The sequence below is a fragment of the Nocardioides sp. NBC_00368 genome (genome assembly GCF_036090055.1).
In the GTDB taxonomy this organism is placed as follows: Bacteria; Actinomycetota; Actinomycetes; order Propionibacteriales; family Nocardioidaceae; genus Nocardioides.
In genome coordinates this window covers 4,046,195-4,071,106 of record NZ_CP107970.1, presented here as the reverse complement: position 1 = coordinate 4,071,106, position 24,912 = coordinate 4,046,195, and the positions used below count along the sequence as shown (strand labels likewise).

Genomic DNA, 24,912 nt, shown 5'->3' with positions numbered 1-24,912 from the left:
CATGATCAACCGACTGCTCGTCGCCAACCGCGCCGAGATCGCCTCGCGCGTCTTCCGTACCGCCCGCAAGCTGGGCATCGAGACCGTCGCGATCCACTCCGACGCCGACGCAGACCTGCCGTTCGTGGCCGACGCGGACCATGCCGTACGCCTCCCCGGCAACGCGCCCACCGACACCTACCTCCGTGCCGACCTGGTCATCGAGGCGGCGAAGGTGGCCGGTGCCGACGCGATCCACCCGGGCTACGGGTTCCTGTCGGAGAACGCCGACTTCGCTCGTGCCGTCGAGGCGGCCGGGCTGGTCTGGATCGGCCCGGCTCCCGAGTCGATCGAGCAGATGGGCTCGAAGATCGAGGCCAAGAAGATCATGGCCTCCGCGGGGGTCCCGGTCCTGGAGGCACCGGCTTCCCCGGCCGAGTCCGACCTGCCGCTGCTGGTCAAGGCGTCTGCGGGCGGTGGTGGGCGCGGGATGCGGATCGTCCGGACGCTCGACGCGCTGTCCGCCGAGATCGCTGCCGCCGAGGCAGAGGCCGCCTCGGCGTTCGGCGACGGGACCGTCTTCGTCGAGCCGTACGTCGAGGCCGGCCGTCACGTCGAGGTCCAGGTCGTCGGCGACGGTGCCGGTAACGTCGCCGTCTTCGGTGAGCGCGACTGCTCGGTGCAGCGCCGCCACCAGAAGGTCGTCGAGGAGTCCCCGGCGCCGCTGCTGCCCGATGCCGTCCGGTCGGCGCTCCACGAAGCTGCCCGCAACGCGGCCGCGGCGATCGACTACCGCGGCGCGGGGACGGTCGAGTTCCTCTACGACGCTGCCTCGGAGCGGTTCTGGTTCCTGGAGATGAACACCCGGCTCCAGGTCGAGCACCCGGTGACCGAGCTGGTGCACGGCGTCGATCTGGTGGAGCTACAGATCGCGGTGGCCGAAGGCGTCCCGGGCGTCGTCTCGACAGGCTCGACCAGCGTGAACGGGCATGCGATCGAGGTGCGGCTCTACGCCGAGGACCCGTCGGCTGACTACCAGCCGCAGTCGGGGACGCTGACGAAGCTGGAGTTCGCCGGCGACGCCCGGATCGACGCCGGTTACACCTCCGGCTCGGAGGTCAGCACCTTCTACGACGCGATGCTGGCGAAGGTGATCGTGCACGCGCCCACGCGCGAGGCGGCGATCCGGCGGCTGGTCTCGGTGCTGCGTACGGCCAAGATCCACGGCCTGGTGACCAACCGGGAGCAGCTGATCGGGATCCTCGGCTCGGATGCGTTCCGCAGCGGCGAGGTCACCACCGCTCTGCTCGCGGAGGAATCCTTCCTTTCATCGGCTGAGGACCCGGGTGCCCCCGTGGCGGCGGCGGTCGCCCTGGCCGAGCGGACCCGTCGGCCGGGCGTCCCGATCGCCTGGCGAAACGTCGTCAACCAGCCCCAGCGGACGGTCTTCGAGGATGGTTCCGAGGACGGTCTGACCGTCGAGTGGTACGGCACCCGCGACGGCTACCGCATCGACGGCTTCGAGGTCATCGAGGCAGGTCAGAGCCGGGTCGCGCTCGAGAAGGACGGCCTGCGCACCACGTACGAGATCTCGATCGACGGTGACCATATCGACGTCGACTCTGCGTTCGGGCACACCGCGCTGCGGAAGCGGCCGAGGTTCACCGACCCGGCCACCCAGACGCAGCCCGGAAGCCTGCTGGCACCGATGCCGGGATCGGTCGTCGACGTCCTGGCCGAGGCCGGCAGCGACGTCACCGAGGGCCAGCCGCTGCTGGTCCTGGAGGCGATGAAGATGCAGCACACGGTGACCGCGCCCACCGACGGCGTACTCACCCAGATCAACGTCACACCAGGAACCCAGGTCGCCGCCGGCGAGGTGCTCGCGGTGGTCGAGCCTGTCGAGACCTCCCACAACGAAGGAGCAACCTCATGACTGCATTCACAGAGCCCGAGGAGCGGACCGCGCTGCGCGAGGCGGTGGCGAAGCTGGCCGGCAAGTACGGTCACGACTTCGTCGCCAAGCAGGCCCGTGAGGGCGGCAAGATGACCGAGATGTGGCTCGAGATGGGCCGCAACGGGTTCCTGGGCGTCAACATCGCCGAGGAGTACGGCGGCGGTGGCGGGGGCATGAGCGACCTCGCCGCGGTGCTCGAGGAGGCAGCGACCGCCGGCGCCCCGCTGCTGATGATGGTCGTCAGCCCGGCGATCTGCGGCAGCATCATCGGCCGCTGCGGCACCGACGAGCAGAAGAAGCGCTGGCTGCCCGCCATCGCGGACGGCAGCCTGCTGATGGCCTTCGGGATCACCGAGGCCGACGCCGGCTCCAACTCCCACAAGATCACCACCACCGCCAAGCGTGACGGCGACGAGTGGGTCCTGAACGGCCAGAAGACCTTCATCTCCGGCGTCGACGAGGCCGACTCGGTCCTCATCGTCGCCCGCACGGAGGACGCCAAGACCGGCAAGCTCAAGCCGGCTCTCTTCGTGGTCCCGACCGACTCGGAGGGCTTCACCAAGCAGGTCATCCCGATGGCCTGGGAGGCACCGGAGAAGCAGTTCACGCTCTTCATCGACGACGTACGTCTCCCTGCCGACGCCCTCGTCGGCGACGAGGACGGCGGCATCTGGCAGCTCTTCGCCGGTCTCAACCCCGAGCGGATCATGGGCGCCGCCCTCTCCTGCGGGATGGCGCGCTACGCCCTGGCGAAGGCGGTGGAGTACGCCGCCAACCGCTCGGTCTGGAAGGACGCCCCGATCGGCTCCCACCAGGGCATCGCGCACCCGCTGGCGAAGGTCAAGATCGAGCTGGAGCAGGCCCGCCTGCTGTGGCAGAAGGCCGCAGCCCTCTACGACGCCGGCGACGACGCCGGTGCCGGGGAGTACGCCAACATGGCCAAGTACGCCGCCGGCGAGGTCGCCTGCAACGCCACCGACGCCGCGGTCCACACCCACGGTGGCAACGGCCTGACGGTGGAGTACGGGCTGGCCAACCAGCTCGTCGCCGCCCGTCTGGGCCGCATCGCCCCGGTCAGCCGGGAGATGATCCTCAACTACATCGCGATGCACACCCTCGGTCTGCCCAAGTCCTACTGAGCCCGAGAACGAGTACAGGGCCGGTCGCGTGGGCGGATTCTAGGGGTCCTTGCAACACCTGATGACCTAAGTGGCTGTCAGTAGATCACGCAGACGCTCGGCTGGGGTATCCCAGTCGAGCGTTTTGCGTGGTCGGGCGTTGAGTTCCTGGGCGACGTGCTCGAGGTCTTCGGCCCCGTGGATGGATAGGTCGGTGCCCTTGGGAAAGTACTGACGTAGCAGGCCGTTGGTGTTCTCGTTCGACCCGCGCTGCCACGGCGAGTGGGGGTCGCAGAAGTAGACCGGTACGTTCGTGGCGACCGTGAACTGTTTGTGGGCGGCCATCTCGCAGCCTTGGTCCCAGGTCAACGAGCCACGCAGGTGGGCGGGAAGCGACCCGATCAACGGAACCAGCACGTCACGGACTTCCTCGGCGGTGTGCCCGCCCGGGAGGTGTCCGAGCATCACGTATCGGGTGCTGCGCTCGACCAGGGTCACGATCGCGGACTCGCTGCGGGTGCCGACGATCAGATCGCCTTCCCAATGACCGGGCACAGCACGGTCCTCGACCTCTGGTGGCCGCTCAGAGATCATCACCATCGGGTCGATGAACCGCGGTGTGCGCTGGTCGGGCTGCTTGCGTGGTTTGCGGCGGGTGCGGCCAGTCCGCAGCGCTGCGGCCACCTCGCGCCGTAGACCGCCACGGGCCTGGACGTAGATGGCTTGGTAGATCGTCTCGGCGCTCACACGCATGCTCTCGTCGTCGGGGAACTCTTTGACCAGAGCGTGGCAGATCTGCTCGGGCGACCAGTGCACCGCGAGCTTGCCGGTGACGAAATCGCGCAACCGACCGCCCGCAGCGAGCTTGCTGTGCTTCGGCCTGGCACGGTCTGTGGCCCAGCCCCGCTGAGCAGCGTAGGGACGGTAGACACCATCGACTGACCGGTTGTCCAGCTCCCGCTTGATCGTCGAGGCCGGCCGACCTAGCTGCCGCCCGATCTCGCGCAGCGAGGCCTTGTGCTGACGCAGGTCTGCGATCGTCTCGCGCTCTGCCAGTGTCAAGAACCGCGGATGCAGATCTGCTTCCAACACCGTCATCGCCGGCGCTCGCCGCGCATCCACGTGGGTGGTCATCCCCGTGTTGTAAACCACCCGACGCCCATCAGGACGAAGGCGCGAGCCGTTGCTCTTCCGGATCCCCTTGTCCCAGTCCTCAGCGGTCCGCTCGTGGATCCCAACCTGGGCAGCAGCTTCCCGCCGCCGAACCCCTGAGGAGCGAAGCCGGTCATACTCCGCACGCCCTGGATGCCCGCCCCTGCCGCCAGGCGTGCCCTGAGCACGCATCCCGGCCTTCCGCGCCCACGCATAGGCCGTGTTCCGGTTCATCCCGACCACACGCGCAGCCGCCGAGACACTGCCACCCTCACGATCCAGCGCCTCGAAGAACCGAACCTTCAACTCCGCAGACAACACGATCCCCGCAACTCCTGAAACTCAGGGTGTTGCGGGGATCGCTAGAGCCCGTCGTGAGCGACCGGCCCTGCTGCGTACGTCTGTGTCTACTTCTTCGGCTCGGTGACGACGATCGTGCTGAGGATCTTGTCGGCGAAGGTCTGGCGCTTCTCGTCCCACAGCGGCCACAGGTAGCCGATGTAGCAGGCGAGCTGGTCGAGGTAGTGGACGAAGAAGCGTCCGATCGAGAACCACGTCCCGAGGACCTGGCCGTCGGCCTCCTTGACCACCTTGATGCCGAGGACACCCTTGCCGATCGTGTAGCCGGTCTTGCCCTGCTTCAGTCCGTAGTTCCAGAACAGGAAGGCGAGACTCACCAGGAAGCCGATGAACATGAGGAGCCCGCCGATGGCCATGAGCGCCCCGTTGGGCTCGCCGGCTGGCGTGTACATGCCGGTGTTCGGGTCATACTCCGAGACGCCACCGGAGGCGGCGCCGCCGATGAGCAGGCCGTAGCCGATCCAGAACGGGATCATGGCCACCGCGCCGACGAGCCCGTCGATGATCGCGGCGCCGACGCGTGCACCCCAGGAGGCGTACGGCGGGGTCGGGGCGCCATAGCCGTAGCCGGCCGGGGCGGCGCCGTAGCCGGGTGCGGCAGGGGCGGCGCCGTAGCCGGGCGCGGCCGGAGCGGCGCCGTAGCCCGGCGCTGGCGGAGGCGGCGGAGCGCTGGGCTGACCGTAGGCCGGTGCGGGCGGCGGGGTCGGCGGCAGAGGCTGGCCGGACGGGTCCTGCGGGGCGCCAGGAGGCGGGCCGTAGTTAGACATGGGCCAGAGTATGGCCACATCTCAACGTAAATGTCAGCGCACACGCCTGAGCGGCGGGCCTAAGAGCGAGGCTCCACGAGGACCAGCGTGCCGACGATCTTGTCGGCGAAGGTCTGCCGCTTGTCGTCCCACAGCGGCCACAGGTAGCCGATCATGCAGAACGCGTCGAGGACGTGGAGCAGCTGTCGCACCAGCGCTACCGGGACGCCGGTCGTGGCCTCCGAGTCTCGTCGGACGAGCTTGATCCCGACGACACCCTTGCCGATGGTGTAGCCGGAGCGGCCCTGCTTGAGGACGTGGTTCCAGACCGCGAAAGCGAGGCCGCCGACCCAGCCGGCCAGGGTCACCAGAAGCCCGAACGCGGTGACGAAGAAGCCGGACTCCTGCGCCAGCCCACCACCCACGCCGGCGACCAGATAGAACGGCAACAGCAGGGCGGCGTCGATCAGGGCACCGCCCGCCCGACGGCTCCAGGTCGCGAGCGGCGGCCCGGTGGGGACGTACGACTGCTGCGCCCAGGGCGGGGCCTGGGGCTGCTCGCCCGGTCCACGAGCGGGGTCCTGCGGGGCGCCTGGTGGCGGCCCGGTCGGCGGGCCGAAGTTGGACATCTGGTGGGTCATCTCCTCGAGTGTGCTGACCTGCTGACCTGACCGACGTTCAATCTATCGGGTCAGGCAGGGGTTAGCCTGACGCTTATGGCTGGAGCGGCGAAGGCGATGGATCGGGCTCAGCGCCGGTTCCCGCCGGTCGCGTTCCCGATCGCCGTCGTCTACAAGTTCTACGAGGACCAGGGCAACAACCTCGCCGCGATCATCACCTACTACGCGTTCGTCGCGGTCTTCCCGATCCTGCTGCTCGCCTCCTCGATCCTCGGTTTCGTGCTGGAGGGCAACCCGGGCCTGCAGGAGGACGTGCTCGACACGGCGCTGGCGCAGTTCCCGATCATCGGCGACCAGCTCGGCCGCAAGGAGCTCACCGGGTCGACCGGCGCGATCATCGTCGGTGGTCTGGCTGCCCTCTACGGTGCGCTCGGCCTCGGCCTGTCGATGCAGAACGCCGTCAACACCGCCTGGTCGGTGCCGCGCAACAGCCGCCCCAACCCGATCCTGCTGAGGGTGCGATCGCTGTTCATGCTCGCGGCCGGCGGGCTGGCCATCCTCTCGGTCACCGGCTTGTCGCTGGTGCTGAGCCACACCGACTTCCTCGGGTTCAAGGCGGTCGACGTCGGCTACTGGCTGGTGATCCTCGGCACCGTCGCGATCGTCACCGGCATGCTGTGCGTCGTCTTCCGGATGGCCACCACCCGCGACCACTCGCTCGCACACGCACTCCCGGGGGCGTTCACGTTCGGCTTGCTGTGGCAGGTGCTGCAGTACTTCGGCGCCGAGTTCGTCCAGCACGTGCTCGCCGCCACCCGCGGCATGAACCAGACGTTCGCACTGGTCCTCGGTCTGGTCGCCTTTCTCTACATCGCGGCGCTGATGGTGGTGATCTCGATCGAGGTCAACGTCGTCTACTCGCGTCATCTGTGGCCGCGGGCACTGCTCACCCTCTTCACCGACGACGTCGAGCTGACCGAGGCCGACCGCCGCGCCTACGCGAGCTACGCCCTCATGCAGCGTCACAAGGGCTTCGAGACGGTCGCGGTCACCTTCGACGGCCCCGACGGCAACACCCACGAGATCGTCATGGACCCCTCCTGGCTACGCAAGACCGCCCGCCGGATCCGTCGTCGCGACGAGTTCAGCCGGCCTTTGCCGCCGACCACGCCACCGCCGCCGGTGCCACCGGGCAAGCTGCGTGCGGTGCCGCACCCCGACGAGGGCGAGCGGACGCGGCGTACGGGTCCTTAGGTCTTCTTCCGCAGCGGCACGAAGCGATACCAGCCGTGGCTGCTCAGGCGTGCGGTGCCGGTCTCGTTCCGTTCGACCAGCATCATCAGGCCGGCGACGGGGACCACCATCCGGCCGGGTGCGGCGAGCTGGTCCATCAGCTCGTTCGGCATCGCCTCGGCCTCGGCGGAGACGAGAATGCGATCGTACGCAGCCTCCTGGGGCCACCCGAGCACACCGGCTTTCGCCTTCTCGATCCGTGCCCACGGCTGGTGGGTGGCCGCCAGGTTCCGGCGGCCGAACCGGACCAGCGACGGCTCCAGCTCGACACCGACGACGCTCCCCTCGGGGCCGGTGAGATGGGCGAGCAGCGCGGTGGTCCAACCCGATCCGGAGCCGACGTCGAGCACCTTGTCACCCGGTGCGACCTGGAGGAGATACAGCATGTCGGCGACGGTCCGCGGCTGGGAGTTGGTCTGCCCGTGGCCGATCGGGAGCGGCTCGTCGAACCCCGCGAAGTCCCGCTCCTCGGGCGGGAGGAAACCCTCCCGGGGAATGGCGGAAAATGCATAGAGCACCCGGTCCACGTACCCCAGTCAAGCACGTATGGTCTGCCCCATGACTGAGTCGCCTGAAACCCCCGCTGAGCTCGTCCACCTCGACGTCGTCGACGGAGTCGCCACCATCACCCTCGACTCGCCGGCCAACCGCAACGCGCTCTCCCGCCAGCTGGTCACCGAGCTGTTCGAGGCCCTGCACGCGGCCGACAAGGACACCTCGGTCAAGGCGGTCGTGCTCCAGGCGACGGGCAGCGTCTTCTGCTCCGGCGCCGACCTCTCCGAGGCCGCGACGGTGCCGATGGAGGAGGGGACCCGCGGGATCGTACGTCTCCAGCGCACCATCGTCGCCCTGACCAAGCCCGTCGTGGCGAAGGTCCAGGGCCCCGTGCGCGCCGGCGGCCTCGGGCTGGTGGCCGCCGCCGACATCGCGATCGCCGCCGACACCGTCTCCTTCGCGCTCACCGAGGTCCGGCTGGGCCTTGCCCCCGCCGCGATCTCCCTCTCGATCCTGCCCCGGATCGACGCCCGCGCCGCCTCCCGCTACTTCCTCACCGGTGACAAGTTCGACGCCGCCGAGGCGGCCCGGATCGGCATCCTGACCGCCGCCGTCCCGGCCGAGTCGCTCGACGACGAGGTCGCCGCCATCACCTCCTCGCTCCTCGAAGGCTCCCCTCAGGGCCTGCGCGAGACCAAGCGCCTCATGGTCCGCGGACTGGTCGAGCACATCGACGCCGGCGGCGAGGAGATGGCCTCCCTCTCCGCCCGCCTCTTCGGCTCCGACGAGGCCCGCGAGGCGATGACCGCCTTCCTGACGCGGAAGCGGTAGTCGACTGGTGGCGTCCGTGCCCGCGTTACCCCACGTCGGGGTAGAGTTGTCTCCTTGCCGTGCGCCATGGGGGGCGCACGGCGGGTGTGGATCTTTGGTAACGGGGGAACATCCAGTTGAACGACAAGCTGGCTGAGCGCGAGATCGCTCAGGAGCAGAGGTTCGTAGATCGTGTCTACCTCCAGCTGGGGGAGTCGGCGCGCGCTGCGCAGGAGCTGGCCAAGGAGGGCCGCGACCGTGGCCGCCTGGGGCACGAGGGCGGGCTGGTCGAGCGCGACGCGTTCGCCTTCCAGGCGGCGCGACGGATCGCGCAGCTCGACGCTGCTCACGAGGGGCTGGTCTTCGGCCGCCTCGACCTCGACCCGGAGGTCGACCAGGAGCCGCGCTACGTCGGCCGCATCGGTCTGCGCGACGCCGAGCGCGACTCGCTGCTGATCGACTGGCGCGCGCCGGCGGCGGCGGTGTTCTACCAGGCCACCGCGGTCGAGCCGAGGTCGGTGATCCGGCGCCGGGTGCTCCGCTCCGAGGGGCAGAGCGTCATCGGTGTCGAGGACGAGCTGCTCGACGCCGAGGCTCTGGAACGCTCCGGCGCCGAGCTGCCGATCGTCGGCGAGGGCGCCCTCATCGCCCAGCTCAGCCGCGCCCGCGACCGCACGATGCACTCCATCGTCGCGACGATCCAGGCCGAGCAGGACAAGGCCATTCGGGCGCCCGGCAAGGGCGTCACGACCATCTCCGGCGGTCCGGGCGTGGGCAAGACCGTGGTGGCTCTCCACCGGGCCGCCTACCTGCTCTACACCGAGCGGCGGCGTTACGAGTCCGGCGGCGTGCTCATCGTCGGACCGTCGGGCGTCTTCATGCGCTACATCGAGCGCGTCCTGCCGAGCCTCGGTGAGACCGCGGTGGCACTGCGGTCGCTCGGTGAGGTCGTGGACGGCGTACGCGCGACCTGGCACAACGACCCCGCCGTCGCCGACGTCAAGGGCTCGGCTCGCATGGCCGAGGTGCTGCGCCGGGCCTCGCGCCAGCAGGCGCCGGGGTCCCCGCGCGAGTTCAAGGTCTTCTACCGCGACGACTCGCTACGGCTCGACGGCAAGCGGCTCGGTGAGCTGCGCCGGCAGCTGATGAGCCAGGGGCGCCGCAACCAGCAGCTGCGCCGCGTACCCCAGATGCTCCTCGACATCCTCTGGCGTCAGGTACGCGGCGAGCGCGGTCGTGAGCGGGGTCGCGAGGTCTTCAACGACGAGATGCTCGACAACCCCGCCTTCCTCGAGTTCGCCGCCGCCTGGTGGCCGGCGCTGGAGGCGCGCGAGGTCCTCGGCTGGCTGCGTGAGCCAGAGTTCCTGGCTCGCGTGTCGGAGGGGATCCTGACGTACGACGAGCAGCAGCTGCTCCTCAAGTCGTGGGCCGGGCGCGGTCTGACCGACGCGGACCTGGCCATCGAGGACATCCCGCTGCTCGACGAGCTCCGCTACGCGATCGGCGACATCCCCGAGCAGGTCGCCGACGAGCGCGACGCCGACCAGAGCGGCATCGACATCGCCGAGCTGATGACCGCCTCCGACCGCGAGTTCTCCTCGGGCCGGGGCTGGCGCCCGCCGACGTACCGGATCGACGACGACCCGTTCGCCCACATCCTCATCGACGAGGCCCAGGACCTCACTCCGATGCAGTGGCGGATGGTCGGTCGCCGGGGACGTACGGCCTCATGGACCATCGTCGGCGACCCCGCCCAGTCCTCGTGGCCGGTGGCGTCGGAGGCGGAGGAGGCGCGGGCCAAGGCGCTCGAGGGCAAGCCGGTCCACGCCTTCCACCTGTCCACGAACTACCGAAACTCGGCCGAGATCTACGCATTCGCCGCTGCGTACGCCGAGCGGGTCGGCCTCGACGCCGACCTGCCCACCGCGGTGCGCTCCACCGGCGTCGAGCCGCAGGTCGTCGAGCACGCGGTCGACCTGGAGAAGGCGACCCGGGAGGCGGTCGGCGAGATCGCCGCCCAGGTCGGTGGCACCGTCGGCATCGTGGTCCCGGTCGCGCGCCGTTCCGAGGTCAACTCGTGGCTGGCGTCGTGGTCGGAGTTCGCGGCCGACGCTCCTTCGGCTGCCGCCTCAGCCGCCGACCCGACCTCGGTGCCCTCCGGCGAGGACCGCATCGTCGTCCTCACCGGCCTGGACACCAAGGGCCTGGAGTTCGACGGCATCGTCGTGGTCAGCCCCGACGAGATCGAGCGCGAGTCCGCCACCGGCCGCGCCACCCTCTACGTCGTCCTCACCCGCGCCACCCAGCTCCTGACCACGGTCTCCTGAGCCCCGGCCGACTCGGCGCAACTGTCCCAAAACGATCGCCGAGTCGGCGCATCTGTCCCATGGCCTGGGGCAGATGCGCCGACTCGACAGTCAGATCCGAGACATTTGCGCCGGGTCGGCGGAGGGGTCAGCCGACGGAGGGCTTGGCGTCGGTGGTGACCTCGACGCCCTCGGCGAACTCGACGAGCTGCTCGTCGGTGAGGTGGATGCTGCTCCACATCTGGATGACGACGGTGAAGTCGCGGTAGGCGTACTTGAGCATCGTCGCGCCGTCGGGGGTCTTGACGAGGGTGGCGGGCTGGCCGTTGACGGTGGTGTCGGTGGCGCCCTCGGCGGGCGACGAGGCCGACTCGAGGGTCACCACGATCTTGTCCCGGAAGTCGCTGATGGTCGACGCGTCGTCGGGGCGGGCGACGGCGAGGACGTACTGGTCGGAGCCCTGCAGCACGAACCCCTCGGGCACTTTCGCCACGGTGTAGCCGGGCATCTGGGTGCCGTCGTAGTCGACGAGGCGTACGTTGTCGGCGGCCTGGGTGATCGGCGTGACCCTGTCGTCGGAGGTCAGGGCGATCCCGCCGAAGGCGCCGCCGACCGCGAGGGTCAGGGCGGCACCACCGAGGGCGGCGCGCTTGATCCGGCGCCGGGCGAGCGCCTGGTGGCCACGACGGAGGTCGGCGGTGGCATCGTCCGCCGAAGGGGCGGAGGGGGTCAGGCGGGCGAGGCGGTCGATCACGTCGTTCATCGGGAGTCTCCTGTCAGTTGGGTGGGGGTGAGCAGCGCGCGGAGCTTGTCCAGGCCGCGTGCCGTCTGGGACTTCACGGTTCCGGTCGAGCAGCTGAGTGCGTCGGCGACCTCGTCGACCGAGAGGTCGTGGACATGGCGGAGCACGACGGCCGCGCGCTGCCGGGGCGGGAGCTCGGCCAGTGCCGCGACCAGCTCGGGATCGACCATCGCCGGGTCCTCGACCGCGGTCTCGGGCAGCGACACCGCGCCGTGCTCCCGTCGGAAGAACGGGCGCCGGCGATGGTCGGTCAGGCAGTTGACCAGGGTGCGGCGAGCGTACGCAGCGGGCTGCTGCGACGCTCGCCCCCAGGCCAGGTAGACCTTGACCAGGGTCGACTGGACCAGGTCCTCGGCCAGGTGGGCGTCGCCGGCGGTCAGCAGCCGGGCGGTGCCGACGAGCTGCGCTCGGTGGCGGCGTACGAAGGCCTCGAATTCAGCGTCTTGGGAACGTCTCACGCTCTGTCAACGGATCGGGGGCATCGCGGGGTTGCACGAGGCCCACCATCCGAATCGAATGCGTCTGTCGCGCGCGCGACAATTAGGCTCATGTCCATGACGACCAACAGCCCTGCCAAGACCGCGATCGAGGAGATCACGGGGCACGAGGCGTGGGCGATCATCCGGCGCTCCTCGCGGGCGGGTGATCGGGACACGGTCGGCATGCTGGCAGGCACCCGGTCGGTGGTCGAGTCGCTGCTCGACGTACCGCTCGAGGAGGGCACCCCGGAGCCCGGCAAGGTGGCCGACCGGCTGCTCGCGGTGCCGTTCCGCCAGGTCAGCGAGCGAGGCTTCGAGGCCCACGACGACGGCACCCCGCTGGTGGTCGTCGACGTGGAGCGTGAGTGGGAGTTCTCGGTCGCCGAGGTGATCGAGGCCCTGCCCGACGTGCCGGTGGAGTTCACCGACCGCGGCGGGTTCGACGTGGACGACAACACCTACGCCGACCTGGTCAAGACCGTCATCGAGGACGAGATCGGCCAGGGCGAGGGCGCCAACTTCGTGATCGGTCGCCACTACCGCGCCCAGCTCGACGACTGGAACCACGACCGCGCGCTCACCGTGCTGCGTCGTCTGCTGGAGCGCGAGCGCGGGGCGTACTGGACCTACTGCTTCTTCACCGGCGACCGCTACCTCATCGGCGCCTCGCCCGAGCGCCACGTGAGCGTCCACGGCGGCGACGTCCGGATGAACCCGATCTCCGGCACCTTCCGGCTCCCGCGTGACCTCGAGGGAACGCCGGAGAAGATCGCGCACGACCTCAAGGGGCAGCTGACCGACTTCCTGACGGATCAGAAGGAGGTCTACGAGCTCTTCATGGTGGTCGACGAGGAGCTCAAGATGATGTGCGACATCTGCGACCAGGGCGGCCAGGTGCTCGGGCCGTTCCTGAAGCCGATGTCGCGGCTGATCCACACCGAATACCTGCTCGCCGGCCGCTCCGGGCGAGACCCGCGCGAGATCCTGCGCGACACGATGTACGCCGCCACCGTCACCGGCTCGCCGGTGGAGAACGCGTGCCGGCTGATCAAGAAGTACGAGCCGGAGGGCCGCGGCTACTACGGTGCCGCCCTCGCGCTGCTCGGCCGTGACGAGTCCGGCGCCCCGACGGTCGATTCGCCGATCGTGATCCGCACGGCGGACGTCTCCGTCGACGGCAGGCTGAAGGTCAGCGCCGGGGCGACACTGGTGCGCGACTCCGACCCGAAGTACGAGGTCGCCGAGACCCACGCCAAGGCCGGCGGGATCCTGTCGGCCTTCGGGCTGGTGCCGGCGGCGCCTGCTTTGGCACAGGATGTGTCTGAGCTGGTCAACGACGAGGATCTGCTGCTCACCCTGGCCGCCCGCAACCGCCGGCTGTCCTCGTTCTGGCTCACCGACCAGGCCGACGAGGAGCCCTCGGCCCACCTCGCCGGCAAGCACGCGGTGATCCTCGACGGCGAGGACGACTTCGTACGCATGCTGCGTCACGTCCTCCGGGTGCTCGGCATGACGTCGTCCGTGGTCCGCCACGAGGACTACGAGGACGGGGCTTTCGAAGGCGCCGATCTCGTCATCGTCGGCCCCGGGCCCGGTGACCCGCGCGACGGCTCCGACCCGAAGATGGGCAAGCTGCGCGCCGCCGTCGCGTCGCTGCTCGAGAGCGAGCAGCCGTTCCTGGCGGTCTGCCTCGGTCACCAGGCGCTGTGCCACCAGCTCGGGATAGGGCTGCACTACAAGGACATCGTCTTCCAGGGCACCCAGACGCGGGTCGGCCTCGGGTTCGGCGGGCGACCGCGCCGTGAGCGCGTCGGCTTCTACAACACCTTCGTGGGGCGCGTCGGGTCGGCGGAGCTGCCCGCAGGCGTGTCGGTGGATGCCGACCCCGAGACCGGCGACATCCACGCCATCTCCGGGCCGCACTACGCCGGCATCCAGTTCCATGCGGAGTCGGTCCTCACCGAGCGCGGCTACGACCTCATCCACGACGTGGTCAGCGACCTCCTCGCACAATGAGCGCACGCGTGGTGGTGATCGATCACCACGACTCCTACGTGTGGAGTCTCGTCCACATGATCGCGCAGGTCAGCGGTGAGATGCCGGACGTCGTCGAGCACGACGAGGTGAAGCTCGGCGACCTCGCCGGCTACACCCATGTGGTGCTCTCGCCCGGGCCCGGCCACCCTGCCGACCCGGCGGACTTCGCGGTCGGGCGTGACGTACTCGTGGCGGCGGGGCGGCCCGTCCTCGGCGTCTGCCTGGGCATGCAGGGTCTGGTCACCGCCTACGGCGGCGTCGTCGACCGGATCGAGCCCGCCCACGGTGAGGTCGCGCAGGTGACCCACGACGGTCGCGGGGTCTTCGCCGGCCTCCCCTCGCCACTCGAGGCGGTGCGCTACCACTCGCTCGCCGCCGTCTCCCTGCCCGATGTCCTCGAGGTCACGGCGCGTTCTGAGGACGGGGTCGTGATGGGCGTACGCCATCGTGAACTGCCGCTCGAGGGCGTGCAGTTCCATCCCGAGTCGGTGCTCTCCCAGCACGGCGCGGCGATGGTCGCGAACTTCCTGAACCGGCAGGTCTGAGGCAGCGGTGAGGCACCGGTGAGCGTCGAGGACCTCTTCGCCGAGGTGGCCGCCGCACACCCCCGCTGCGTCTGGCTCGACGGCGGCGGGGCGCGCGAGTGGTCCGGTACCCGGTCCCTGATCGGCTGGCTGGAGGACGACGACGTCTCGCTGACCTACTCCGCCGCGCGCCGTGAGGTGCTGCGCCACGCCGATGGCCGATCGGAGGTCGTCGGCGACGACATCTGGGAGGTCCTCGAACGCGAGGTCGGGCCCGGGGAGCAGTGGTTCGGCTACCTCGGCTACGCCTGCCGGCCCGATCTCCCCGCTGCTCCGTCGCGGGACGTACCGGACGCCGTCTGGATGCGGCCGTCGCACATCCGGCTCTTCGAGCACGAACTTCTCGGGCAATCCCTGCGCTTCTCAGGTGTTGCAATGCCTGAGAAGCGCAGCGATACCCGGTTGACCGGGTATTCCTCCCCGCCGTCCCCCGCCTACCGCGCCGCCTTCGCCCAGATCCAAGAAGCCCTCCGGGCCGGCGACACCTATGAGGCCAACCTGACCTACCGCACGACGGTCGAGGCCGAGGCCGACCCGGTGGAGACCTACCTGCGGCTCAGAAGCATCAACCCCGCCCCGTACGCAGGGTTCCTCCAGCACGACGTCGCCGGTCACAACGCGTGGTTGCTGAGCTCGAGCCCCGAGCGCTATGCGCTCATCGACGATGACCGCACGATCGAGACCAGGCCGATCAAGGGGACGACCCCACGAGGCGCCACGGCAGAACAGGACGCCGCCAACGCGGAGCTGCTGCGTACGGATCCCAAGCTGCGCAGCGAGAACCTGATGATCACCGATCTGCTCCGCAACGACCTCGCGATGGTGTGCGAGCCGGGGACGGTGGAGGTGCCCGGCCTGATGCAGGTGGAGTCCTACGAGACCGTGCACCAGCTCGTCACCACGGTCAGGGGACATCTCAGCGACGGGATCACCGCGATCGAGGCGTTGCGCAGGCTCTTCCCCGCTGGATCGATGACCGGTGCGCCCAAGCTGCGCACGATGGAGGTCATCGAGCGTGCCGAGCGCGACCTGGGCGGGCCGCGGGCGGCGTACGCCGGTGCGTTCGGCTGGATCTCCGGCGACGGACCGGCGGACCTGGGGGTGGTCATCCGCACCCTGACGACCCACGACGCCCGCACCTGGCGGATCGGGACGGGCGGGGGAATCACCGTCAAGTCCGACGTCGTCGAGGAGGCCGCCGAGGCGCGGTTGAAGGCCGACCGGGTGCGCGCTTCCCTCGGCAGATGATCAATCAGGTGAAAAGACGGCGACACGTTGAGACGGCGGCCGTTGTCTATTGGATCGTTCATAAAACGGGGACTACCGTGGACTCATCATGGCGACCATCGATGACAAAGCCCTGCCACATGTGATCGTGCTCTTCGGTGCGACGGGTGACCTGGCGCGCCGCAAACTCCTTCCTGGCCTGCTCAGACTCAACGAGGCCGGGCTGATGACGGACGCCCAGATCGTCGGCACCTCGCTGGAGGAGATGTCCGACGAGGACTTCGTCGCGTTCGCCCGCGAGGCGTGCGAGGAGTTCGGCAAGGGCGAGATCACCGACGCGCGGTGGGGGGCCTTCGGCGGGATGCTCTCCTACGTCTCGACCAAGGAGGGGCCGCACGCGCTCGCCGACGCGGTGAAGCTCGCCGAGAAGAAGCTGCAGGGGGTCGGCAGCGACGTACGCCGCCTCCACTACCTCAGCGTCCCGCCCAAGGCTGCCCAGGACGTGATCCGCCAGCTCGAGGAGGCCGACCTCGTCGAGCGCGCCCGGATCATCATGGAGAAGCCCTTCGGCACCGACCTCGAGTCGGCCAAGGAGCTCAACGCGAAGATCCACGAGGTCTTCACCGAGGAGCAGATCTTCCGGATCGACCACTTCCTCGGCAAGGAGGCCGCGCAGAACATCCTGGCCTTCCGCTTCGCCAACGGTCTCTTCGAGCCGATCTGGAACCGCAACTTCATCGACCACGTCCAGATCGACATCCCCGAGACGCTCGGCCTGGAGGGACGCACCGCCTTCTACGAGGGCACCGGCGCCTACCGCGACATGGTCGTCACTCACCTGATGCAGGTGCTGGCGTTCATGGCGATGGAGCCGCCGACGTCGCTGGCCCCCGACCCGATCGGCGAGGAGAAGAACAAGGTCTTCCGCTCGATCCAGCCGCTCGACCCGCGCAACGTGGTGCGTGGCCAATACTCGGGCTACCGCGGCAAGAACGAGGTCGCCGACGACTCCGACACCGAGACCTTCATCGCGATGAAGGTGATCATCGACAACTGGCGCTGGGCGGGTGTGCCGTTCTTCCTGCGCACCGGCAAGAAGCTGGCCGAGGGCGCGCGGATCATCTCGATCGCGTTCAAGGAGCCGCCGCTGACGATGTTCCCGGCCAACTCCGGCGCCGGCACCCAGGGCCCCGACCACCTCACCTTCGACCTCGCCGACCAGTCGAAGATGTCGCTGTCGTTCTACGGCAAGCGTCCCGGGCCCGGGATGAAGCTGGAGAAGCTCTCCATGCAGTTCGCCACCCAGGAGACGAGCTCCTCGACCGGTGTCCTGGAGGCGTACGAACGCCTCATCCACGACGCCATGCGCGGCGACCACACCCTCTTCACCACCGCCGAGGGCATCGAGACGCTCTGGGAGATCTCCCAGCCGCTCCTCGACAACCCGCCGCCGGTCCGCCTCTACGCGCCCGGCTCCTGGGGTCCCAACTCGATCCACCAGCTGATCGCCCCGCACGCCTGGCGCCTCCCCTTCGAGCGTTCCTGGCGCGAGACGAAGAAGCACTAGCCGGGAAGTCGCCCGCCTCGGCCGACGGGGCTGACGCCTCGGCTACGGGGCGTTGGCGCTGAGCTGCTCGAGCAGAGCCTGGGCGGCGCGGTCCATGGCGTCGCCGTCGTAAGGCTCCAGGTCGACGGAGTTGAAGCTCTGGATCAGGGCGCCGTTCTGGACGAAGCCGGTGACGGCGTACGAGCTGACTCCCTGCTGCTTGACCAGCCTGGCGTCGTCGGCGTCCCTGACCTCGGGTTCGCTGACCTTGCCCGACTGCACGTCCATGGTCTTCCACGCTTCCGCGAGGGTGCCCTTGAAGGGCAGGTAGTTCAGCTCGTACGCAGTCCCACCCGACTTCTCGGGAAGCAGTGCGCAGCGGGGTGCCGCCGAGGTGCCCTTCTCGACGCGGAGCTGGGCGCCGAGGGCCTTCTCGACGGGAGCGATGTCGAGCCCGTCGCACGGGTTGAACGTCTCCTTGGCGGAGTGATCAGACCCCGACGCGGAAGCCGATGCGGATGCCGAGGGGGCGGGATCCTCGGCTCCACAGGCAGCGAGGGAGAGCAGCGCCAGCAGACCGGGCGCCAGGACGGCGTACCTCAATGGTTCAGTCCTTCATCGTTCAACACAGCCGTGGGCGGTTCGGTCGGCCGGGGTGAGGCCGAGCCGGGCAGGCGCAGGGTCATCCGTGCGCCGCCGAACGGGGAACGGGCCGCGGAGACGGACCCGCCGCTGCGTTCGGCGACCTGTCGGACGATAGCGAGGCCGAGCCCCGATCCGGGCATCGAGCGGGCCTCGGTGGAGCGGTAGAACCGGTCGAAGACGTAGGGGATGTCGTCCTCGGCGATGCCCGGTCCCTCGTCGTCGACGTTGAGCACGCCGGCGTGGAGGGAGATGTGCACCGTGCCGGAGTCCGGGGACCACTTGGCGGCGTTGTCGAGCAGGTTGGTGACCGCCCGCTCCAGCGAGCTGGCGTCACCCATGACCCACCACGACGCCATCTCCTCGGTGAAGGTCACCGACGGTGCGCGCAGACGGACCCGGGAGAGCGCCCGGTCCACCACGTCGGAGAGGTCGACCGTCTCCAGCGTCGGCTCGGCAGGCTCGTCGCGGGCCAGCTCGACGAGGTCGCCGATCAGGTTGGTGAGCTCCTCGATCTGGGCGCGGATGTCCCCGAGCAGGTCGGCCCGCTGCTCGCCCGAGATCGAGGCGTCTGCCTGGGTGAGCAGCTCGACGTTGGTGCGGAGCGAGGTCAGCGGCGTACGCAGCTCGTGCGAGGCGTCCGCCACCAGTTGCCGCTGCCGGTCCCGGGAGGCGGAGACCGCGGACAGCATGCGGTTGAACGAGGTCGCCAGCCGGGCGATCTCGTCGTCGCCCTCGACCGGGAGCGGGGTGAGGTCCTCGGTGGTCGCGATCCGGTCGACCGAGGCCGTCAGCCGCCGCACCGGACGCAGTCCGCCCGCCGCGACCGCCCACCCGGCGAGCGCCGCCGCAACGACCCCCGCCGCGCCGAAGAAGAGCACGACAAAGCCGAGCCGCTTGTACATCGCCTTCTGTGGCTCCAGTGACTGTGCCAGCATCAGCGCCGTATCGCTGCCAGAGATCGGCACGGTCACAACCCGGAAGTCCCCGTCCCTCGTCGAGATGGTGCGCACCACCATCGGGACCTTCCTCGTGGCGACCTGCACCTCGGGCGCGCCGGGGCGGGGAAAGCTCTCCGTCGGAGACCAGTAGTCGTGATCACTCACCTCGGCGACCTGGATGTCACTGGCGTTGAGGACCCAGGTCGGCACGGTCTCCCCGGTGCGGGTGTTGCGGATCAGCAATGGGTTTTCTGCCGCGGCCGTCGCCCGGCTCAACAGCGACTCGTCCATGTTGGCCTGCAGCTGGATGCGTACGACGAAGTAGAGCCCGATCGCGATCATCGCGATCGACCCGGCGACAGCGAGGGTGGTCAACAGCGTCACCCGGCCCGCCAGGGAACCGCGGTAGCGAGAGCCGGTGGCCGTCATGCTCACGGCGCTGCTCACGGCTCCTTCAGCACGTAGCCGATGCCGCGTACGGTGTGGATCAGCCGGGCCTCACCCTCGGCCTCGGTCTTGCGCCGCAGGTAGCCGACGTAGACCTCCAGCGAGTTGGCCGTGGTCGGGAAGTCGTAGCCCCACACCTCTTCGAGGATGAAGGACCGGTCGAGTACGCGGCGGGGCCGGCGCAGGAACATCTCCAGGAGCGTGAACTCGGTGCGGGTGAGCTCGATGGCCCGATCGCCGCGGGTGACCTCGCGGGTCGTGGTGTTCATGGTGAGGTCGGCGAAGGACAGGGTCTCCTCGTCCTCCTCGCCGATCGGCGCGGCCCGGCGGAGCAGCGCACGCAGGCGGGCCAGCAGCTCCTCGAGCGCGAACGGCTTGGTGAGGTAGTCGTCGGCCCCAGCGTCGAGGCCGTCCACGCGGTCACCGACCGCGTCGCGGGCGGTCAGCACCAGGATGGGTACGTCGTTGCCCGCTGCCCGCAGCGCCTTGGTGGCCTCGATGCCGTCGAGACGCGGCATCATCACGTCCATCACGACGACGTCAGGGCCGTGGTTGGCGATCCCGGCGAGCGCCTCGGCGCCGTCGCCGGCCAGGGCGACCACGTAGCCGTTGAACTCCAGGGACCGGCGCAGGGACTCGCGCACGGCCTTGTCGTCGTCGACGACCAGCACGTGCGGCTTGTCACCGGCGGCGTCGCTCGGGGTGGCAGGGCTGTTCACACTCCTACCCTGCCACCCCTCGCTGAAGCGCCGCTGAGAGACAGCGCGTGTCTTCCTAAGCGTTCTCCTTGCGGAACGTGGAGATGCCCCACCAGACGGAGAGCACGAACAGGACCAGGGTCCAGCCGACACCCCAGCCGATGTCGGCGATCCCGAGGTCCCCGAAGAACGAGGCTCGCACCGCGTCGACGATGTGCTTGGTCGGGATGATGTCGGCCAGCGTCTCCAGCCACTGGGCACCGAAGCTCATCGGCAGGAAGATGCCCGAGAGGAGCAGGATCGGCATCAGCAGCATGTTGGTCACCGGCGCCATCACGTCCTCGCTCTTGACGAGCAGCGCGAACGCGTTGGAGGCGGCGGCCCCGGCGCCACCGATCAGCACCGTGATCGCGATGCCGACGAGGATGCCGATCGGCTTGAAGTCCATACCCATCACCAGGCCGAGGGCGACCAGGATGATCGCCTGGACCAGGATCTGCAGCAGGTCACGGTAGAGGCGCCCGAAGAGCAGCGCCCCGCGCGAGGCCGGGGTGACCCGCTCCGCCTCGATGACGCCCTCGCGCCACTCGCCGATGAGCGAGAACCCGGCGAACATCGCGCCGAAGACGCCGAGCTGGACGAGCATGCCGGGGACGAACCAGTTGTAGGCGTTGCCGCCGAGCTGCTCGATCAGCGGCTCGAGCAGCGGGCCGAACAGCACCAGGTAGAGGATCGGCTGCATCACTCCGATGAGCACCCAGGCCGGGTTGCGGAGGTTCATCCGCAGCTGCCGGTTGAAGACGACGAACGACTCCCGCAGGAAGCCGGACTTGAGGACGGGCTGCTGGAACTCGGTCATCACTTCGCCCCCGAATTCTGCTCAGCCTCTTCGGCCTCGGGTGCGCCTTCCTCGGCGTCGCGCAGCGAGCGCCCGGTCAGCGTCAGGAAGACATCGTCCAGGGTGGGACGGGCGACCTCGATCGACTCCAGCGAGACGCCATTGGACTCCAGGTCGCGCAGCAGGCCGGGGACGGCCTTCCCGGCCCGCGGCACCCGGCCGCTGACCAGCCGTTCGTCGACCTCGACGTTCTCCGAGATCGAGCCGAGCTTCTCGCGGGCGATCGCGACCTGCTCGTCGGTGGCGACCTCGAGGGAGACCAGGTCGCCGGAGACGGCCGCCTTGAGGTTCTCCGGGGTGTCGTTGGCGACGATACGGCCCTGGTCGATGACCATCACCCGGTCGGCGAGGGTGTCGGCCTCGTCCAGGTAGTGGGTGGTCAGGAAGACCGTCGCCCCGTGGTCCGTACGCAGCGAGGCGATGTGGTCCCACAGGTTGGCCCGCGCCTGCGGGTCGAGCCCGGTGGTGGGCTCGTCGAGGAAGACCAGCTTGGGGGCGTGGATCAACGCCATCGCGATGTCGAGTCGGCGCTTCTGGCCGCCGGACATGTTGCGCGGCTTGCGGCGCCACAGCCCGTCGAGCTGAAGCCTCTCGAAGAGCGCCTGCCCGTGGGCGACGGCGTCCTTCTTGGACATCCCGTAGAGCATCCCGTGGTCGACGACCTCGTCGCCCGCGTAGGCCCCGGAGAAGGTCGATCCGACCTGGGAGCAGTAGCCGATGCTCCGCCGGACGTCGACGGACTGCTTGGCCACGTCGAAGCCGGCCACCGTGGCGGTGCCGGACGTGGGCTTGAGGAGGGTGGTGAGGATGCGGAGGGTGGTGGTCTTGCCGGCGCCGTTGGGCCCCAGGAAGCCGACCACCTCGCCCTCTTCGACGTCGAGGTCTACCCCGTCGACCGCGACGACTTCTTTCTTCTGCTTGCCATGGCCGGAGGCGAAGGTGTGCCTCAGGCCGCGTGCGTGAATCATGTGTCACTCCCTTGTGCGTGCGAGTCCAGACAAGCACGGACGACGGACAACAATCACCCGATTTACCCGGGTATTCAAAGTTGAATAGCGCGAGTGTTCAATTTGAACCCGGGTTGTCAAACCGATTCCCCGGAAAGGGAGCCTCAGCCGCGCAGCATCTCCCGATAGCGCTTCCGGTCGGCGTCCATCTGCCAGCCCGGGTCGTCGTCGGCGGGGGTCCAGCCGGGAGCGTCGCCGGCGAAGAAGAGCTTGCCGCTGCGTACGTCATCCAGGACCTCCGCCAGCCACGACCGCTCGGAGCGGAGCTTGTCGATCTGGAGATGCAGCCCGGAGACGGTGTGGGGTGGTGCCATCCGCGCATTCACCCGGGCGGCGGCGTCGAGCTCCTTGATCGTGCGCTCGAGGTTCTTCAGGCGGACGCTCAGGTGCTGGACCACGGCCGGCCGCTCCAGCAGCGGCACCAGTGCGAAGGCGGCGTAGAAGGAGAGTCCGTTGTAGGCGTCGACGGCCTCCAGCGACCGGGTGATCAGACGCTCCAGCTCCGCCCGCCCGCTGGCGCTGATCTCGTAGACCGCGACCGTACGCCCGTTGTCCACCAGGTCGTGCCTGGTCAGATGGCCCTTGTCGGAGAGCGAGGTCAGTGCGTGGTAGATCGAGCCGGGGTTGATGTTGGCCCACTGGTCGACCTGCCACGACATCAGCTCGCGCCGGATCTGGTAGCCGTTGACGGGCTCGAACAGCGCCACCGCCCCCAGCAGCAGCATCCGTGTGTCGTCTCCGGCCATAGGGCGATTCTAGGGGTGGCACGACCGGCCTCAGCGGGACGTCAGCTGCCATAGATGGCCGTCGGGGTCCGCCACGACCGCGCGGTATTCGCCCCACGGGGCAGCTTCCGGCCCGAGTACGCCGCGGCCGAGAGCCGTCGCGGCCGCAAAGCGAGCCTCGACATCGTCGCGTGAACCGAGCTCGATGGTGATTAGGCACTGCTTCAGGTCGTCCGGGGAGGGCAGGGTCGCCGCGTGCATCGGCTCGTCCCCGAGCTGGCCGGTGACCCACTTGAACCCGCCGGTGGGGATCATCATCACCTCGCACGTCTCCGACAGGGTCGCGCGGAGCGGCTCGGGGACCCCGTCAGGAGCGAGCTCGCCGGGAGTCTCGAGGCCGAGGCCGTCACGGAGGAACACGTGGGACCGGGACCGGTCGCGGGTGGGCAAGGCGATCGTCGTACGCATCGGGATCTCCTCAGTGCCAACAGTGGTCGGAGTCGTGGTCATGCGGACTACGTTAAACATAGTTGATACTCTTGTGAAGAGAGTCAGGAGGATCGATGCCGAAGAAGCAGACGTACGCCGACCTGGGTGATGCCTGCGCGACCGCGCACGCGATGGACGTCATCGGGGACCGGTGGAGCATCGTGATCGCGCGCGAGCTGATGCTCGGCCCGCGCCGGTTCGCCGACCTGGCCTCGGCCGTCGTCGGGATCACGCCCGCGGTCCTCACTGCCAGGCTGAAGGCGCTGCGGGAGGCGGGCGTCGTCGAGCAGGCGCAGCTCGACGACCTCGGACAGACCCGCGTCTACCGGCTCACTGAATGGGGGCGGGGGCTGGAGGACGTGATGCGCTCCCTCGGCCGCTGGGCGCAGCGCTCGCCCGGCTTCCCGGTGCCGGAGGGGAGCATGACCCCCGACGGGGTGATCGTCGCGATGCGCACGATGGCGCCGTACGCCGCGACACCCGAGTGGGGCGACGGCCCGGTGAGGATCGCGATCGACCTGCACGACGAGCGGCGTCCCGCCGCAGGCGTACGCCACTACCGCCTGCACTGGGACAAGGACCGTTTCGAGCTGACCGAGGGCGCGACCGACACACCCGATGCCACCGTCTCCGGAGACTCCTCCGCCTGGGCGGGCGTGGTCTTCGCCGGTGAGCCGGTCGGGGCGATGGGCATCGAGGGGGACCGGCGCGCCGTGGAACGGGTCGCTGCGGCGTACGCGGCCATCGGGTAGGCCCGGGATTTCGCGGGCACGGCAGGACCTCTGGCACTGACGACGTGTAGCTCGGTCTCACTACGCTCGATGGGATCGAATGACTCGGAGAGGATCGACGTGACCCTGAACCTGACCTATGGGGACCTCGGAGACGCCTGCGCAGCAGCGCACGCACTGGACCTGATCGGCGACAGGTGGAGCCTCATCGTCGTGCGCGAGCTGATGTTCGGGCCGCGCACCGCGCGTGACCTGGAATCGTCCGTGATCGGGGTCAGCACGGACGAATTGAAGGACCGGCTGCAGTTCCTCGAGCACGCCGGCGTCGTGGTCGAGACCGAGCTCGGCTACATCACCAAGACGACGGCCTACGCCCTCACCCCGTGGGGACGCGAGCTCGAGACGATCCTCGGGGCGCTCGGACGCTGGGCCCACGGCTCGTCCCGCTTCCCGATCATGACCGCCGGGATGACGCCCAGCGGCGTGATGGTGGCGATGCGCACGATGGTGCCCGCCGGCAGCGCGACGACCCCGGAGCCGGTCAGCGTCGCCTGGGAGCTGACCGACGCACGCCGCCCCGACGCCGACCCGCAGCAGTTCCGGCTGGTCTGGAAGGGCAACGAGTTCGACCTCGCCGAGGGCACCCTCGAGGACGCCGACGTCACCGTCGCGGGCGACTCGACGGCCTGGACCGGGGTCGTGTTCATGGGCTTCCCCGTGGACGCCGCGATCGCCGAGGCCGGGCTCCGGGTCGAGGGCGACCGCGCCGCGCTGGACCGCGTGCTCGGGCTGTTCGCGAACACGCTCGCCGAGGCCAGCTGAC

The 24,912-nt window shown here is 69.3% G+C and carries 24 protein-coding genes; 11 read left to right on the top strand and 13 right to left on the bottom strand.

Annotated features, from left to right (window positions below; genetic code table 11):
• The first annotated feature begins 1 nt into the window (after nucleotide 1).
• Nucleotides 2–1,915 carry an acetyl/propionyl/methylcrotonyl-CoA carboxylase subunit alpha gene (locus OG984_RS19415; RefSeq protein ID WP_328527845.1) on the top strand — a complete coding sequence of 638 codons (1,914 nt, stop codon included), beginning with the start codon at nucleotides 2–4 and terminating at the stop codon, nucleotides 1,913–1,915.
• Nucleotides 1,912–3,075 carry an acyl-CoA dehydrogenase family protein gene (locus OG984_RS19410; protein ID WP_328527844.1) on the top strand — a complete coding sequence of 388 codons (1,164 nt, stop codon included), beginning with the start codon at nucleotides 1,912–1,914 and terminating at the stop codon, nucleotides 3,073–3,075. The genes OG984_RS19415 and OG984_RS19410 overlap by 4 nt, the downstream gene beginning before the upstream one ends.
• 66 nt (nucleotides 3,076–3,141) lie before the next feature.
• Here the strand turns inward: OG984_RS19410 and OG984_RS19405 are convergent, their stop codons facing one another.
• The 3 genes from OG984_RS19405 to OG984_RS19395 form a co-directional block, all read right to left on the bottom strand.
• Entirely contained in the window at nucleotides 3,142–4,398 is a 1,257-nt protein-coding gene (locus OG984_RS19405) for an IS30 family transposase (RefSeq protein ID WP_442940997.1), read from the bottom strand.
• Between the two features lie 215 nt (nucleotides 4,399–4,613).
• Nucleotides 4,614–5,333, bottom strand: a complete 720-nt coding sequence (locus tag OG984_RS19400; RefSeq protein WP_328527843.1) for an RDD family protein — start codon at nucleotides 5,331–5,333, stop codon at nucleotides 4,614–4,616.
• A 59-nt stretch (nucleotides 5,334–5,392) separates the two neighbouring features.
• Nucleotides 5,393–5,953 carry an RDD family protein gene (locus tag OG984_RS19395; RefSeq protein ID WP_328527842.1) on the bottom strand — a complete coding sequence of 187 codons (561 nt, stop codon included), beginning with the start codon at nucleotides 5,951–5,953 and terminating at the stop codon, nucleotides 5,393–5,395.
• Between the two features lie 75 nt (nucleotides 5,954–6,028).
• Here OG984_RS19395 and OG984_RS19390 point away from each other — a divergent pair, with 75 nt between their 5' ends.
• Nucleotides 6,029–7,186, top strand: a complete 1,158-nt coding sequence (locus OG984_RS19390) for a YihY/virulence factor BrkB family protein (protein ID WP_328527841.1) — start codon at nucleotides 6,029–6,031, stop codon at nucleotides 7,184–7,186.
• On the opposite strand, the gene OG984_RS19385 is transcribed toward OG984_RS19390, so the two are convergent.
• Nucleotides 7,183–7,752 carry a protein-L-isoaspartate O-methyltransferase family protein gene (locus OG984_RS19385; RefSeq protein ID WP_328527840.1) on the bottom strand — a complete coding sequence of 190 codons (570 nt, stop codon included), beginning with the start codon at nucleotides 7,750–7,752 and terminating at the stop codon, nucleotides 7,183–7,185. The two genes, OG984_RS19390 and OG984_RS19385, sit on opposite strands and share 4 nt — an antisense overlap.
• Nucleotides 7,753–7,783: 31 nt before the next feature.
• Between OG984_RS19385 and OG984_RS19380 the strand changes: the two genes are divergently transcribed.
• Both OG984_RS19380 and OG984_RS19375 read left to right on the top strand, forming a co-directional pair.
• The gene (locus tag OG984_RS19380; RefSeq protein WP_328527839.1) at nucleotides 7,784–8,551 is read left to right on the top strand and encodes an enoyl-CoA hydratase family protein; all 768 of its coding nucleotides are present in this window, start codon (nucleotides 7,784–7,786) and stop codon (nucleotides 8,549–8,551) included.
• 116 nt (nucleotides 8,552–8,667) lie between these two features.
• Complete coding sequence (locus tag OG984_RS19375; protein ID WP_328527838.1) at nucleotides 8,668–10,857, top strand: HelD family protein; 2,190 nt, start codon at nucleotides 8,668–8,670, stop codon at nucleotides 10,855–10,857.
• Between the two features lie 127 nt (nucleotides 10,858–10,984).
• Here the strand turns inward: OG984_RS19375 and OG984_RS19370 are convergent, their stop codons facing one another.
• The gene (locus tag OG984_RS19370; protein ID WP_328527837.1) at nucleotides 10,985–11,599 is read right to left on the bottom strand and encodes a hypothetical protein; all 615 of its coding nucleotides are present in this window, start codon (nucleotides 11,597–11,599) and stop codon (nucleotides 10,985–10,987) included.
• Entirely contained in the window at nucleotides 11,596–12,096 is a 501-nt protein-coding gene (locus OG984_RS19365; protein ID WP_328527836.1) for a SigE family RNA polymerase sigma factor, read from the bottom strand. The genes OG984_RS19370 and OG984_RS19365 overlap by 4 nt, the downstream gene beginning before the upstream one ends.
• Before the next feature lie 96 nt (nucleotides 12,097–12,192).
• On the opposite strand from OG984_RS19365, the gene OG984_RS19360 reads away from it, so the two are divergent.
• From OG984_RS19360 to zwf, 4 genes are all read left to right on the top strand, one after another.
• Entirely contained in the window at nucleotides 12,193–14,133 is a 1,941-nt protein-coding gene (locus OG984_RS19360; protein WP_328527835.1) for an anthranilate synthase family protein, read from the top strand.
• A complete protein-coding gene (locus OG984_RS19355) occupies nucleotides 14,130–14,699 on the top strand; it encodes an anthranilate synthase component II (protein ID WP_328527834.1) in 570 nt (189 codons plus the stop codon). The genes OG984_RS19360 and OG984_RS19355 overlap by 4 nt, the downstream gene beginning before the upstream one ends.
• An 18-nt stretch (nucleotides 14,700–14,717) precedes the next feature.
• On the top strand, nucleotides 14,718–15,986 hold the full coding sequence (locus tag OG984_RS19350; RefSeq protein WP_328527833.1) for an anthranilate synthase component I family protein: 1,269 nt from the start codon (nucleotides 14,718–14,720) through the stop codon (nucleotides 15,984–15,986).
• Between the two features lie 88 nt (nucleotides 15,987–16,074).
• Nucleotides 16,075–17,532, top strand: coding sequence for a glucose-6-phosphate dehydrogenase (gene zwf / locus OG984_RS19345; RefSeq protein ID WP_328527832.1), 1,458 nt, complete (start codon nucleotides 16,075–16,077; stop codon nucleotides 17,530–17,532).
• Between the two features lie 42 nt (nucleotides 17,533–17,574).
• On the opposite strand, the gene OG984_RS19340 is transcribed toward zwf, so the two are convergent.
• From OG984_RS19340 to OG984_RS19310, 7 genes are all read right to left on the bottom strand, one after another.
• Nucleotides 17,575–18,114, bottom strand: coding sequence for a hypothetical protein (locus OG984_RS19340; RefSeq protein ID WP_328527831.1), 540 nt, complete (start codon nucleotides 18,112–18,114; stop codon nucleotides 17,575–17,577).
• Nucleotides 18,111–19,541 (bottom strand): HAMP domain-containing sensor histidine kinase, encoded by a 1,431-nt coding sequence (locus OG984_RS19335; protein ID WP_328527830.1) that lies wholly within the window; start codon nucleotides 19,539–19,541, stop codon nucleotides 18,111–18,113. The genes OG984_RS19340 and OG984_RS19335 overlap by 4 nt, the downstream gene beginning before the upstream one ends.
• Nucleotides 19,538–20,260 (bottom strand): response regulator transcription factor, encoded by a 723-nt coding sequence (locus OG984_RS19330; RefSeq protein ID WP_328527829.1) that lies wholly within the window; start codon nucleotides 20,258–20,260, stop codon nucleotides 19,538–19,540. Before OG984_RS19330 ends, OG984_RS19335 begins: the two co-directional genes overlap by 4 nt.
• A 55-nt stretch (nucleotides 20,261–20,315) precedes the next feature.
• Entirely contained in the window at nucleotides 20,316–21,098 is a 783-nt protein-coding gene (locus OG984_RS19325; protein WP_328527828.1) for an ABC transporter permease, read from the bottom strand.
• Nucleotides 21,098–22,105, bottom strand: a complete 1,008-nt coding sequence (locus tag OG984_RS19320; RefSeq protein ID WP_328527827.1) for an ATP-binding cassette domain-containing protein — start codon at nucleotides 22,103–22,105, stop codon at nucleotides 21,098–21,100. The genes OG984_RS19325 and OG984_RS19320 overlap by 1 nt, the downstream gene beginning before the upstream one ends.
• Nucleotides 22,106–22,248: 143 nt before the next feature.
• The gene (locus OG984_RS19315) at nucleotides 22,249–22,890 is read right to left on the bottom strand and encodes a PadR family transcriptional regulator (protein WP_328527826.1); all 642 of its coding nucleotides are present in this window, start codon (nucleotides 22,888–22,890) and stop codon (nucleotides 22,249–22,251) included.
• 30 nt (nucleotides 22,891–22,920) lie between these two features.
• Complete coding sequence (locus OG984_RS19310) at nucleotides 22,921–23,379, bottom strand: VOC family protein (RefSeq protein WP_328527825.1); 459 nt, start codon at nucleotides 23,377–23,379, stop codon at nucleotides 22,921–22,923.
• A gap of 53 nt (nucleotides 23,380–23,432) precedes the next feature.
• On the opposite strand from OG984_RS19310, the gene OG984_RS19305 reads away from it, so the two are divergent.
• The gene (locus OG984_RS19305; protein ID WP_328527824.1) at nucleotides 23,433–24,110 is read left to right on the top strand and encodes a winged helix-turn-helix transcriptional regulator; all 678 of its coding nucleotides are present in this window, start codon (nucleotides 23,433–23,435) and stop codon (nucleotides 24,108–24,110) included.
• 99 nt (nucleotides 24,111–24,209) lie between these two features.
• The gene (locus tag OG984_RS19300; RefSeq protein WP_328527823.1) at nucleotides 24,210–24,911 is read left to right on the top strand and encodes a winged helix-turn-helix transcriptional regulator; all 702 of its coding nucleotides are present in this window, start codon (nucleotides 24,210–24,212) and stop codon (nucleotides 24,909–24,911) included.
• Nucleotide 24,912 lies beyond the last annotated feature (1 nt).

What these genes read in the sequence shown, in the direction of transcription:
- OG984_RS19320 (WP_328527827.1), bottom strand. Translation starts at nt 22,105, where the DNA reads ATGATTCACGCACGCGGCCTGAGGCACACCTTCGCCTCCGGCCATGGC.
- OG984_RS19405 (WP_442940997.1), bottom strand. Translation starts at nt 4,398, where the DNA reads ATGCGTGCTCAGGGCACGCCTGGCGGCAGGGGCGGGCATCCAGGGCGT.
- OG984_RS19355 (WP_328527834.1), top strand. Translation starts at nt 14,130, where the DNA reads ATGAGCGCACGCGTGGTGGTGATCGATCACCACGACTCCTACGTGTGG.
- OG984_RS19305 (WP_328527824.1), top strand. Translation starts at nt 23,433, where the DNA reads ATGCCGAAGAAGCAGACGTACGCCGACCTGGGTGATGCCTGCGCGACC.
- OG984_RS19325 (WP_328527828.1), bottom strand. Translation starts at nt 21,098, where the DNA reads ATGACCGAGTTCCAGCAGCCCGTCCTCAAGTCCGGCTTCCTGCGGGAG.
- OG984_RS19395 (WP_328527842.1), bottom strand. Translation starts at nt 5,953, where the DNA reads ATGACCCACCAGATGTCCAACTTCGGCCCGCCGACCGGGCCGCCACCA.
- OG984_RS19380 (WP_328527839.1), top strand. Translation starts at nt 7,784, where the DNA reads ATGACTGAGTCGCCTGAAACCCCCGCTGAGCTCGTCCACCTCGACGTC.
- OG984_RS19400 (WP_328527843.1), bottom strand. Translation starts at nt 5,333, where the DNA reads ATGTCTAACTACGGCCCGCCTCCTGGCGCCCCGCAGGACCCGTCCGGC.
- OG984_RS19410 (WP_328527844.1), top strand. Translation starts at nt 1,912, where the DNA reads ATGACTGCATTCACAGAGCCCGAGGAGCGGACCGCGCTGCGCGAGGCG.
- zwf (WP_328527832.1), top strand. Translation starts at nt 16,075, where the DNA reads ATGGCGACCATCGATGACAAAGCCCTGCCACATGTGATCGTGCTCTTC.
- OG984_RS19390 (WP_328527841.1), top strand. Translation starts at nt 6,029, where the DNA reads ATGGCTGGAGCGGCGAAGGCGATGGATCGGGCTCAGCGCCGGTTCCCG.
- OG984_RS19415 (WP_328527845.1), top strand. Translation starts at nt 2, where the DNA reads ATGATCAACCGACTGCTCGTCGCCAACCGCGCCGAGATCGCCTCGCGC.
- OG984_RS19310 (WP_328527825.1), bottom strand. Translation starts at nt 23,379, where the DNA reads ATGACCACGACTCCGACCACTGTTGGCACTGAGGAGATCCCGATGCGT.
- OG984_RS19370 (WP_328527837.1), bottom strand. Translation starts at nt 11,599, where the DNA reads ATGAACGACGTGATCGACCGCCTCGCCCGCCTGACCCCCTCCGCCCCT.
- OG984_RS19360 (WP_328527835.1), top strand. Translation starts at nt 12,193, where the DNA reads ATGACGACCAACAGCCCTGCCAAGACCGCGATCGAGGAGATCACGGGG.
- OG984_RS19315 (WP_328527826.1), bottom strand. Translation starts at nt 22,890, where the DNA reads ATGGCCGGAGACGACACACGGATGCTGCTGCTGGGGGCGGTGGCGCTG.